Origin of the sequence: uncultured Tenacibaculum sp., assembly GCF_947495995.1 — a bacterium.
Taxonomy (GTDB): domain Bacteria; phylum Bacteroidota; class Bacteroidia; order Flavobacteriales; family Flavobacteriaceae; genus Polaribacter.
On sequence record NZ_CANMAX010000001.1, the window covers coordinates 511039 to 523639 of the forward strand.

Sequence of the window (12601 nt, forward strand, 5' to 3'; positions counted from 1 at the left end):
TTATGCAATTTCTTCCACTAAAATTTCATCATTTATATATATCAATATTTTTTTATCTACCTTAAAATTCAACTGACCTAAATCGTTGGCGTATTTATTAATTTGATGCATATGTGAACGATCTGGTTTTCCTGTTTTATAATCGATAACAGTTACCATATTATTATAGAACACTAAACGATCTGGAATAATAATTTCATCCATATCATTTCGTATTTCTCTTTCGTTTACAACAGTAACCTCATCAGAATAAAAATAAGTCAGTTTAGGATGATTTATAATATCTCGAATTCGAACAGCAAGGTTATCTAAAACCTCTACATCTAAATCTCCTTTACTCTTATAAAAGTTTAAAATTTCATCTACATCTTCGTTCGTTTTTATCTTAGATAGAATATCGTGCGTAATGTTTCCGTAAGCAACAGCTTCTTCTGCATCGGTATTCCAAACTTTCGATGCACTTGATAGCAAAACAATATTATGATCTTGCCAAGAAGTAGAAATAAATTGATCTTGTAATTTCAATTTATTAGTATCAACAACAACTTTCTCACTATTTCTTTTTGATTCTCCAAAAACATATTCATTTAGATCTTCTTCCCATCTTCCTACTTTTTTCAAATAAGAAATAAAAGCTCCGGAATAATAATTCATATTTTCACCTGATTTAGTTAATCTCTTCTCTGTGATAATATGTAATTGCTCTACCGATCTTGTTAATGCAACATATAATAGGTTGAAATTATCTAATTCTAATTCTTGTCGTTGCTGATGATAAATTTCTTTTCCTAAATCATTAATATATTCGAGGCTTTTACTGTAATCAATAAGTAACTCTTCAAAACCTAAAAAGTCGTTTGACAAATTATGAAACCAAACTTTAGGTTTTACTTGTCGATAAATATCTAAATCGAAAGGAAAAATAACCACAGAAAACTCTAAACCTTTAGATTTATGAATCGTCATTATTTTAACCGCTTCAGATTCGTCTGGCGTTGCAATACTTAGATTGTCTTTTTTAGAACTCCAAAAATCTAAGAAATCTTGAATCGTAACACCTCTCCCCTGTTGATCTAAAACCAAATCAAGAAAAAATTGAACGTAAGCATCTGATGTTTCTAATAGCGAAAATCCACGGATGATGTATTCTATCTTTTCGTAGAAAGGCAACGTATTAAAAAGTTCTAATTTGAAATTCGTCCCTAAACCATTTAACAACTCTATGAAAGTTGGTAAATTACACTTCACCTTGTCTGTTAGAAATGTATGTAGATCACTATTTGTTTGTAAATGTTTATGGAGGAAACATAGTAATTCGAATCGGTTTTGCTCGTCATTAGGATATAAAATTAATTTCAAGAAATTAATAATGAATAATACCTTATTACTATTCGCTAATAACAATGTCTCAGATGAAACTATCGGAATTCCTTTTTCTGATAAATAATTCGCAACAGAAATTCCTTCTTTTTTCTTGCGAACTAAAACAGAAATTTCACTCAAAGCGTATTCCTTCTGTAGCTCTAAAATTTGCTGATAAACTTTTTCTGGATATTTATTTTTCTCTTCTTCTTTATCTTCTTTCTTTTCTAAAAACGAAACACTAACACAACCTCCAGTTTTACTATTTTCTTGTTGCTGATTTCCTTCTATAAATAACTCTTTATAATTCGGATTAGAAAATAAGGTTGCTACATGCTGGAAAAAATCATTATTGAAATTGATAACTTCAGAATAACTTCTAAAATTTCTTCCCAAAAGCTTTAATTCTTTTTCAATATTGAAAGTTACATTTTCAGAAGAACTCAAATTGATTAACTGTTCTGCTTTTCCTCCACGCCATCTGTAAATCGCTTGCTTTGCATCTCCTACTAACAACAAACTACTACTTTCTTGTGCTAACGCATTATCTATTAAAGGAATTAAATTTTGCCATTGCAAGATTGAAGTGTCTTGCATTTCATCAATAAAATAATGCATGAAACGCTGACCAATTCTTTCATATATATATGGTGTAGGTTGATCTTTAATATGATCTGAAATCAGCTGATTGAATTCGGCATTTAATCGAATATTATTTTCTTCTTTAATCGTATTTAATTCCTTATTGACATTATTTAACACCGCTAATGGAACCAAACTTTTTAAAGCTAACTGCTGTAATAATACATCTTGAAAAATCTTTTCTGATTCAAAATACAAATTCAAAAGTTCTGGAAGAATTCCATCGATTGCAGATTTAATATCTTCAGATTTTGATTTCGAATAGAACATATTTTCTTCTATTCTTTCTTTCAGCTTACTCTGATCGAAAAACTTAGCTTGTAGTGGATCTTTTTGTAAGGCTATAAAATGTTTAGGAATTAAAGAATAATAGAAATCTTTATGATCGAGATTCATAGTAGCAATCACTTCTAATCCTCTTACACCTATTTCTTTCAATCTTTTTACTGCTTCCTTTTTACTTTTCTTCAGCTTGTCTTGCAAAGCATTAAAATCCCCAACTGTTTTCTGACTTAATTTCCTGAAATGTTTTACATCATCTTCCCTTAATAAAACTTTAGAAAATTCTTTCAATTCAAAAGAAACATCCCAAGATTTATCCTCGTCTATTTTCGATGCAGAATATTCAATTAAAAGTTTAGTAATATCGTTTCGAACACCAATTTTAGAGACTAAAATATCAACTGCTTCATTCAGCAGTGAAACCGCATCCATTTCAACTTCAAAGTTTAAAGTTAGTCCAAGATCATAAGCGAAATTCTTAATAATCTTATGCGTAAAACTATCGATAGTTGTAATTGAAAATGCAGAATAGTTTTGAAGAATCGCATTTAAAACTTTCTGACTTCTTTCTTTAATTATAGTTACATCTATTGGAGTTTCTTGCAAGATCAATTCTAGCATATCTGTAGACTCTCCATTAGAAAAAGCGTTTAAGTTTTTTAACACTCTTTCTTTCATTTCTCCTGCCGCCTTATTCGTAAATGTAACTGCTAAAACTTTTTGAAAGTAAAAGATATCTTTCGACTGTAGTAAAATCTTAAGATATTCTTTAACAAGTGTAAACGTTTTTCCGCTACCTGCTGAAGCATTATATATTTGAAAAACAGATGTATCTTGCACGTACTAAATTTTATGCAAGGTAAATAAAAATTACCCTAAATAAATAGGGTAATTTTAATATTTGAGCTACTGTAATTCTCTAATTAGTTTAGAATTGATTCTTATAAAATCGTCGTTTTTTGCTTTTTCTGATAACGCTAAAGCTCGTTTTGCCGAATCTAAAGCTTCTAATTTTCTATTTAAATCTTTAAGTATTAAAGCTTCTCTTGTTACTTGAAAGAATAAAGCTTTACTAGAACTTGTAACTTTTCGAACATAACTTAAAGCTTTGCTTAAATCTGTTTTTGTTTCGTGTAAATAAACTGCCGCTCTAAAATAATCGTTGTTACTAGGACCAGATAAAGTCTTATCTATCGATTTTAATATTTCTTTCTGTTCATCTAACTCTAAAGGAATTACAACTCTTGTTGTTTCCCATTCAATAAAAAGTTTAGCGCTGTTTAACGTAATATCTTGTAAACGGATGTCTAAAGTTTCTACGTTAGATAACATTTTGTTTACCGGAACTTGAATCGTAAACAATGGCTCTTCCTTTACATAATTTACCCATCTAGAACTAGAATAGTTAAACCATTTTATTTCCCAACTATTTTTATTTGGATAACTCAACAACGTATAACTTCCTTTTTCTAATAATTGATCGTTTACTTTTACTGGTTTTGAAAATGATATTTTGGTAGCCGCATTTGCTCCTGTTCTCCATACTTGATAAAACGGCAATAATTCACCAAAAATTTTCCTTCCTCTTTTACTTGGTCTTGAATATTCTATAGTAATTTCTGAAAGCCCGACACTTTGTGTACTTACAGATTTCGGACTTAAACTTGGGGTTTTTATTTGTCCAAACACTACTCCATTAACGAAAAGAAATAGGATGATAATTTTATGTTTCATTTTTTACTGATTTTTATTGAAATATGCTGATGGTGATACTCCCATCAAGTTTTTAAATGATTTATTAAATGTTGTTTTTGAATTGAATCCAGCTTCTTGTGCTAATCCAAAAAACGTGAGTTGTTTTCCTTTTTCTGACTCTGCTAATTGTACAAACTCTTTTATTCGATAGTAATTGACATATTCAAAGAAATTCATTCCTATGTTTTCATTCAATAATCTTGATAATTCCGGACTATGAACTCCTAACATTTCGGCTAATTCCTTTTTTAAAAGCTTATTGTTTAAATATGGTTTCTTCTCAAGCATTAATTGTTCTAAATCTACTTTTAATCTTTCTAAGTCTTGAACACCTAATTTTGATTGCTGATACTTTTTCTCTTTTAATTCTGGAATAGATTTCAACACTTCAGGATTCATCATTAAATAATATGTGATGAATAAAATAATGAACGTTAAAATCAACCAAATGTATGGTCTTGAATTTCGTTCTAACATTGGAAACCCTAAGAAACTTGTCAAAAATAAAATCAACCAAACCAATAAACATAATCCTGTTATTACAAGAAAATTCTTTAAGAACTTTGTATGCGGAACATAAGAAATCTCTTTTCGGTACACTTCAGAAAAAGATCGAAAAACTTTAAATCCTAAATACCAATATCCAATATTTATGATTAATCCAACAGCATGACAGATGTAAATAACATGTATTAACGGAACAACTTTATTTCTCGCTAATTGGGTTTCTCTAGATGGCAAAATAAAATAACCTAAGATGAAAAGAGAATATAAAAAACCAGGTACATAATGTACTACGTCTTTCTTTACGAACTTTTGTTTATGCAACACAGATCTTACAAAGAGAAAAATAGTCGGACCAAATAGCAAAGCAGAAAACTCCGACATAGCAATTAGTCTAAAATTCTTATTGAAAAAACCACCACTATGCAAAACTTTACCTAAAAAACCTACCGAGAGAACAGCAATTAAAATCAACATGAAACTATTAATATATGTTCTCTTTTTTAAAGAAATAAAATAAATACTAATGATTAACAGACTTTGGAAAAATCCAAAATAAATAAGTTGATTAAGTATCGTTTGCATATTTTTTGTGGTGAATTTAATCAATTACAAATTGATGCACATTTTTTAAATCTTTATACGTTGATAATGGATATTGCTTTAAAAAAGACTGAAACGCTTGTTTAGTTTCCCAAGTTACAATCGTAATTAAAGTTGGATTATAATAATAACCTAAAGGAGATTTTCCATTTGTAAGTTTAATAACAATTTTACCTCCTGTTTTTTCAACTTCTTGAACCCATTCTTTTATAAATTTTTCACTCTGTTTATTCTTTTTCCAAAACGAGGTTACTACATTATGTTTATTTCGATCAATCTCAAACTTTATATCATTTTGTATTTCATAGTACGCTAATTCAAAATGTGTAAATAATCTTCTTCTTTGTTCATGAAAATCTGGAACTTCTTTTTCAATAACATTTAAAAACTGCTCTCTTTTCACAATATTTTCCCACTTTCCAAAAATCAAACTCTTCGGAAGATAACTTCCTAAAATCAGTTCACCTGTTTTAAATCCTTTCTGCGAAGTGAAGGAATATTTAACTCCCACAGGAAAAATAGTTTTCTTATAACGACCGAACAACTTGTTAAAATCTTTCTTTGTGTTACTAATTAAAAGTATATCTAACACCTCTCCTTTTTTAAATTCGTATTGTTGAACACTTTTTTGCCCATAAAAATCACAAGTCAAAAGCAACAACATTACAACCATCAATTTTAATTTCATTTTTTCTGTTTTAAAATTTTCATCAAAACAAAAACAAGCTTCTTTTAAAAACAATTTTTTGATGTACGCATACGGTATATGTACTTATAATACGTGTGTTTTGTTGCAAACTCTACATTTTATAACAATTTGTTAAATCCGTTTTCATTTTAAAATTCTCATCTCATTTTTGAATATATTCGTGTAACAAACAAACCTAAATAACTATAATGAGCAGTATCTTAAAAATTGGAATGGCGCAAATTTCTCCTGTTTGGCTGAACAAAGAAAAGACCATTGATAAAGTGAAATCTTATATACTGAAGGCAGCAGATGAAAATTGTGATCTTGTGATATTTGGTGAAGGATTATTACCTGGATATCCGTTTTGGTTATCGATAACTAATGGTTCAGAATTCAATTCACAAATCCAAAAAGAGATACATGCTCATTATATCAAGAATTCTGTTCAGATTGAAAAAGGCGATTTAGATGATATCTGCAAAATCGCTAAAGAAAAATCAATTGCTATTTATTTAGGGATTATTGAAAGAGCAGCTAACAGAGGAAATCATAGTTTATATTGCTCACTAGTTTACATTAATGAATTAGGAGAAATTAAATCTGTTCACAGAAAATTACAACCTACATACGAAGAACGACTCACTTGGTCTCCTGGAGATGGACATGGATTACAAGTTCACCCACTAAAAGACTTTACAGTTGGTGGTTTAAATTGTTGGGAAAACTGGATGCCATTACCAAGGACTGCTTTATATGCCCAAGGCGAAAACTTACATGTTGCTGTTTGGCCTGGCGCAGAAAGAAACACTTTCGATATCACAAAATTTATCGCTAAAGAAAGTAGATCTTTTGTAGTTTCTGTTAGTGGATTTATGAGTATTGAAGATTTTCCTAAAGACACACCTAACTATGATGTTATTGTAAAAAATGCTCCAGAAATTTTAGCAAACGGAGGATCATGTATTGCTGGTCCAGATGGAGAATGGGTAATTCCGCCGGCTACAGGAAAAGAAGGACTTTTTACTGGAGAAATTGATTTTCAGAAAGTATTAGAAGAACGTCATAATTTTGATTGTGTCGGACATTATTCTCGACCAGACATTACAAAACTTACTTTAAACACAGAAAGACAATCTATTATTGATTTTTCTAACTAATTACTTATGAGCTTAAAAGATTTAAATACCGCTTTACTACTTGTTGATATTCAAAAAGGATTTGAGGACGAGGATTATTGGGGCGGAAATAGAAATAATAAAGATGCTGAAAAAAAATGCGAAGAGATTTTAGCTAAATGGAGAACTGCTGAATTACCTGTATATCACATTATGCATAGTTCTCAAGATCCGAAATCTTTATTACATGAATCGCATCCTGGTTTTCAACTTTGTGATGAAATTAAACCTTTACCAAACGAACCTATAATTGTTAAAAATGTAAATAGTGCCTTTATAGGAACAAATCTAAAGGAGACTTTAGAAGAGAACAATATCAACACTGTTGTAATTGTTGGATTAACTACAAATCATTGTATTTCTACCACAACAAGAATGTCTGGAAATTTAGGTTTTAACACCTTTTTAATTTCTGATGCCACAGCTACATTTGATAGAAAAGGAATCAATGGTGAAGTTTTTTCTGCTGAAACTATTCATCAAACTACATTAGCGAATTTGAATGAAGAATTTGCTGAAGTAATTTCTACAGAGGAATTATTAAAACGATTATAGCATTTAAAACTTACTTTATAAAACAAAAAAGAGACGCTAAAAAATTAGCGTCTCTTTTTTGTTTTTATATAGAGTTAGTTGTTCTTTTTTTTGAATATCCGTTATAAATCATATTTGATATTTCAGCGTCATTCCGAATTTATTTCGGAATCACACAATGTTAATAAACAAAGATTTATGATGAGAACCTGAAACAAGTTCAGGTTGACGTTTGTTTATTATTGCACATTATGGATAAACATATTCTTTTTTATCCTAAACCGACATCTAAAGACATCATTACGATAAATCCACCTATAAAACCTAGCGTAGCTATATCTGTATATTTATCTCTTTGTGTTTCTGGAATAACTTCCTCTACCACAACAAAAATCATTGCTCCCGCTGCAAAAGCTAAAGCATAAGGTAAAATTGGCGTAAAGAAAGAAACGGCTAATGCTCCTAATACAGCTGCAAAAGGCTCTACTATGGCAGATAATTGTCCGTACCAAAAACTTTTTCTACGACTTACACCCTGTCTTCTTAAAGGCATTGCCACCGCAAATCCTTCTGGGAAATTTTGAATACCAATACCAATCGCTAAAGAAATAGCAGCAATAATCATTTCCGTTTGCTCTACTCCTACTAATGTAGATGCAGCCCCAAATAAAACTCCCACTGCCAAACCTTCTGGTATATTATGTAACGTAATTGCTAAAACTAATAATGTTGTTTTATGCCAATTCGTTTTTACACCTTCAGCTTCTTCTTCTTTAAAATTGATATGTAAGTGTGGTAACCATTTATCCATTCCGAATAAAGCCAACGCCCCTAAAGCGAAACCAATTGCTGAAGGAAGAACTTTTACAAAACCTTCACCCGGACTGTTATCAATAGCTGGTGATAATAAACTCCAAAAACTTGCAGCTACCATTACTCCTCCAGTAAAACCTAACATTCCATCTAAAACTGCTCTATTCATTTTCTTAAAAAAGAAAACTAACGCAGCACCTAACGCTGTTAATCCCCAAGTAAACAACGAAGCATATAATGCTCCTTGAATTGGATGTTCTTTGGCGAAATTAACCAGTTGATCAAAAAAACTCATCTTTTTTGTATGTATAAATTACTTGCTATTTTATTTGAGATAGTTAGTACTTTCTCGTTTACTTCTATTACGAAAGAACCATCAAAAGGTTCGATTTCTACTATTTTAATACGGTTTCCTAAACCAATACCTTGCTTATCTAAAAACTTCAAAAACTCAGATGAAGTATCATCAACACCAACACAAACACCTTCTTCTCCAACAGATAATAAAGACAATAACTTTTTATTAATTTGATGAATATTACCTTCTGCATCTGGAATAGGATCTCCATGAGGATCTTGTTTCGGATATCCTAAAAAAGCATCTAATTCAGAAATTAACTTTGGTGATTTGATATGTTCTAATTGCTCTGCAACTTCATGAACTTCATCCCAAGAAAAATTTAGTTTATCTACTAAAAAAACTTCCCACAAACGATGCTTCCTAATAATACTTGCAGCTACCTTCTTTCCAAAATCAGTTAAGGTTACACCTTGATACTTTTTATATATCACTACTTCCTTTTCAGAAAGTTTTTTTACCATATCAGTTACAGACGAGGCTTTAGTCTCTAATGCTTTTGCAATAGCATTTGTACTAATACCCCCATCAAAATCAATACTTAAATGGTATACTGTTTTTATATAATTTTCTTCAGACTGTGAAAACATAAACATATTTTTCAGCTACAAACATACAAAATTTATATCAGTAAAATTTAATTTTTAGACAAGTCTAAAAATTAGTTTATATTTGCATCGAAATTAATTTTAGAAAAGGTAAAATGAAAATCATTTATCAAATCATATTTTTATTGTTCTGTATAACATCTCAAGCACAAACTGCTACAGTAAGTGGAAGTGTGATGTCGGGTGAAGAATCTATCCCCTTTGCTACAGTATTTGTTAAGGGAAGTAATTTAGGTACTTCAACAGATAAAGATGGTAATTACAACTTTAAAACACCTTCTGGAACAATCACTCTAGTTGTAAGTTCACAAGGATTTCGTAGTGTAGAAAAACAAATTACGGTGTCGGAAGGAGAAAATAAAAAAGTAAATTTTAAACTTATCGAAGACTTACTAGGTCTTGATGAAGTGGTTGTAAGTGCAACAAGAAATCGTGTTGAGCGAAAAAACACTCCTGTTATAGTTTCCTCTATAAAACCACGTTTATTAAACGCTACTCAATCTCTTACTGTAGCAGACGGATTAAATTATGCACCTGGCGTAAGGGTAGAAACTAATTGTCAAAACTGTGGGTTTACACAAGTTAGACTTAATGGTTTAGATGGTGGTTATACACAGATACTTTTAAATAGTCGTCCTGTTTTCAGTTCATTATTAGGCGTATATGGTTTAGAACAAATTCCTACAAACATTATAGATCGCGTAGAAGTGGTTCGTAGTGGTGGTTCTGCATTATTTGGTTCTAATGCTATTGCAGGTACAATAAATATCATTACTAAAGACCCTGTTTTAAACACATGGGAAGTTGGTAGTAATCTAGCTGTTATTGATGGAGATGCTTGGGACAGAAATGTTACTTTCAACACTTCAAATGTTGCTGACGATCTTAATAGTGGTATTACACTTTACGGAACATATCGTAATAGGCAATCTTATGATGCAAATAATGACGGTTTTACTGAAATTGTAGAATTACGCAATACAACTGTAGGTGCAAAAGCCTTTGTAAAACCTAATGATCGTAGTAGAGTTTCAGTAAATCTTAATGCTATACGTGAATACAGACGTGGTGGTGATCGCTTAGAATTAGCTCCTCAATTCACAGATATTACAGAAGAACTTGATCACGATACTTTTATCGGTGGGGCAGATTATGAAATAAGCAGTAAAGACAACACCAATAAATTTCAATTATACACATCGGCTTCTTACACCAATAGAGATAGTTATTATGGTGGTTTAGGTGGTGCTAGAACAAGACAAGATAGTATTACAGCCAATAATGCATTTGGAACTACTAAAGATTTAGCCTGGATTAACGGTGCTCAGTTCACAAAATACCTAAAGAATAATGATGTGCTTACAGCTGGTGCTGAATATAATATAAGCAATACAGAAGATATAATTCCTGGCTACAATAGACTAATTGATCAAAGTGTAAATTCATTAGGTATTTATGCGCAATACGAATGGAAACCTTCTGAAAAGTTTACAGCCTTATTTGGTACTCGATTAGATAACATATCTGTTGATGGTAAATACTCTATCGGTGGAATATCTAGAGAAGCTGATATTAATCAAACAGCAATCTCTCCTAGGTTGACACTATCATACCAACTTTCTAAAGAAATAAAACTACGAGGTGGATATGCACGCGGATTTAGAGCTCCTCAAGCATTTAATGAAGATTTACATATTTCTAGCGTAGGAGGCGAACAACAGTTTGTTATTTTATCAGATGATTTAAATGCTGAGTTTTCCAATGCCTTTACATGGTCGTTTAATTATTCAAAAACGATTAATTTACTACAAGTCGATTTACTCTTAGAAACATTTTTCACTAGCTTACAAGATCCTTTTACTTTAGTAAGTACAGGTGCTACATTAGCAAATGGTTCTATTCTTGAAGAAGTTCGAAATGGTTCAGATGCTAGTGTTTTTGGTTCTAATTTTGAGTTAGGAATTTCACCAAATCCTAAATGGCGTTTTCAATTGGGTGGAACTTTACAACGTACCGAGTATGATGAACCACAAATACTTTTTGAAAGTGATGGAACTCCTGGAGAAAGTGATATTATTATTGAAGAGTTTGTTAGAGTTCCTAATTTTTATGGATACTTAAATGCTACTTGGTTACCTAGCGAAAAATTCAATGTAGATCTTACAGGCACTTATACAGGTAAAATGATCGTACCATTGGTTGTTAGTGACACAGGATTTTTATCTTTAAACGAAGTGGATCCATTTTTTGATTTGAACTTAAAACTTGAAAAACACATAGATTTTAATGACAACTTTATGATTACCTTATCAGGTGGTGTAAATAATCTGTTTAATAGTTATCAAGATGATTTTGATACAGGTGCAGGTCGTGATTCTGATTATGTTTACGGTCCTAACCTACCAAGAACCTTTTTTATGGGTATAAAATTTGGGAAATTTCATTAAAATAAAGATCGTTACTCTTATAATATTATGCATTTAAAAAATATAACATACATACTATTATTTTACTTGTTTACTCAATCTTTAACAGCTCAACAAAATAACAGTATTAACTGGATCACGTTTCAACAGTTAGAAGATTCACTTTCTGTAAAGCCCAAGAAAGTATTTATCGATTTCTATGCAGACTGGTGTATTTATTGTAAAAAAATGGAAAAGGTAGCTTTTAAAGATACTAAAGTTGTTGCAAAATTGAATGCCGATTATTATGCTGTTAAAATGAATGCGGAAAGTAGTGATACCATTTTTTTTGGAAGTGATACTTTTATCAATAAACAAATTGGAAAAAAAAGAAATCCCACTCATGATATTCCTCTGCTTTTAGCATCACGAAACAATAAAGATTTTTCACTTCCAGCAATAGTAATCTTAGATGAGAACTTTAAAATTTCAGCACGATATTTTGAATATTTAGACAGGAAGAAAATGTTGAAAGCTATAAGTCAAGAAAAATAAACTGCCATCTTTTTTATGAATACTAAGAAGATTTTGATCAAGTTTCGATAAAGACGTAAACTATATTTACAGACCTTGTAAACTTAAAACATACTTCATAAGAATAAAATTTATTAATGATTAACTAATTAACTGACACAAATCATTAATACACAAATAGCTACTTCATCACCTATGGAGTAGCTATTTCATTCAGCTTAACTTTTACCATTCTTTTACTTAACATAAAGTAAACATTCTAATAAACTAAGGATAATTTAAAAGTAACCTTATGTTTACACAATCAGTAGACTTTTGCAATTGATTTTAGAATA

General features: G+C 30.6%; 10 protein-coding genes. 4 read left to right on the forward strand and 6 right to left on the reverse strand.

The annotated features are described in order from the left end of the window. The 4 genes from Q1A15_RS02305 to Q1A15_RS02320 form a co-directional block, all read right to left on the reverse strand. Positions 1–3126 carry a UvrD-helicase domain-containing protein gene (locus Q1A15_RS02305; RefSeq protein ID WP_299618131.1) on the reverse strand — a complete coding sequence of 1042 codons (3126 nt, stop codon included), beginning with the start codon at positions 3124–3126 and terminating at the stop codon, positions 1–3. A 66-nt stretch (positions 3127–3192) separates the two neighbouring features. Next, positions 3193–4020: a DUF2911 domain-containing protein gene (locus tag Q1A15_RS02310; RefSeq protein WP_299618134.1), complete on the reverse strand. Its 828-nt coding sequence runs from the start codon at positions 4018–4020 to the stop codon at positions 3193–3195. A 3-nt stretch (positions 4021–4023) separates the two neighbouring features. Then, entirely contained in the window at positions 4024–5130 is a 1107-nt protein-coding gene (locus Q1A15_RS02315) for a helix-turn-helix domain-containing protein (protein WP_299618137.1), read from the reverse strand. A gap of 16 nt (positions 5131–5146) precedes the next feature. Beyond that, a complete protein-coding gene (locus Q1A15_RS02320; protein ID WP_299618139.1) occupies positions 5147–5836 on the reverse strand; it encodes a hypothetical protein in 690 nt (229 codons plus the stop codon). Positions 5837–6045: 209 nt separating this feature from the next. Here Q1A15_RS02320 and Q1A15_RS02325 point away from each other — a divergent pair, with 209 nt between their 5' ends. Next, positions 6046–6996 carry a carbon-nitrogen hydrolase family protein gene (locus Q1A15_RS02325; protein ID WP_299618142.1) on the forward strand — a complete coding sequence of 317 codons (951 nt, stop codon included), beginning with the start codon at positions 6046–6048 and terminating at the stop codon, positions 6994–6996. Between the two features lie 6 nt (positions 6997–7002). After that, on the forward strand, positions 7003–7569 hold the full coding sequence (locus Q1A15_RS02330; RefSeq protein WP_299618145.1) for a cysteine hydrolase family protein: 567 nt from the start codon (positions 7003–7005) through the stop codon (positions 7567–7569). A gap of 250 nt (positions 7570–7819) precedes the next feature. Here Q1A15_RS02330 and Q1A15_RS02335 read toward each other — a convergent pair whose 3' ends face one another. Together Q1A15_RS02335 and Q1A15_RS02340 are read right to left on the reverse strand one after the other, a co-directional pair. Further along, positions 7820–8656 carry a ZIP family metal transporter gene (locus Q1A15_RS02335; RefSeq protein ID WP_299618148.1) on the reverse strand — a complete coding sequence of 279 codons (837 nt, stop codon included), beginning with the start codon at positions 8654–8656 and terminating at the stop codon, positions 7820–7822. Next, on the reverse strand, positions 8653–9309 hold the full coding sequence (locus Q1A15_RS02340; protein ID WP_299618152.1) for a metal-dependent transcriptional regulator: 657 nt from the start codon (positions 9307–9309) through the stop codon (positions 8653–8655). The genes Q1A15_RS02335 and Q1A15_RS02340 overlap by 4 nt, the downstream gene beginning before the upstream one ends. 113 nt (positions 9310–9422) lie before the next feature. On the opposite strand from Q1A15_RS02340, the gene Q1A15_RS02345 reads away from it, so the two are divergent. Both Q1A15_RS02345 and Q1A15_RS02350 read left to right on the forward strand, forming a co-directional pair. Beyond that, a complete protein-coding gene (locus Q1A15_RS02345; protein ID WP_299618155.1) occupies positions 9423–11774 on the forward strand; it encodes a TonB-dependent receptor in 2352 nt (783 codons plus the stop codon). A 27-nt stretch (positions 11775–11801) separates the two neighbouring features. Beyond that, entirely contained in the window at positions 11802–12287 is a 486-nt protein-coding gene (locus Q1A15_RS02350) for a thioredoxin fold domain-containing protein (RefSeq protein WP_299618158.1), read from the forward strand. Positions 12288–12601: the final 314 nt, after the last annotated feature.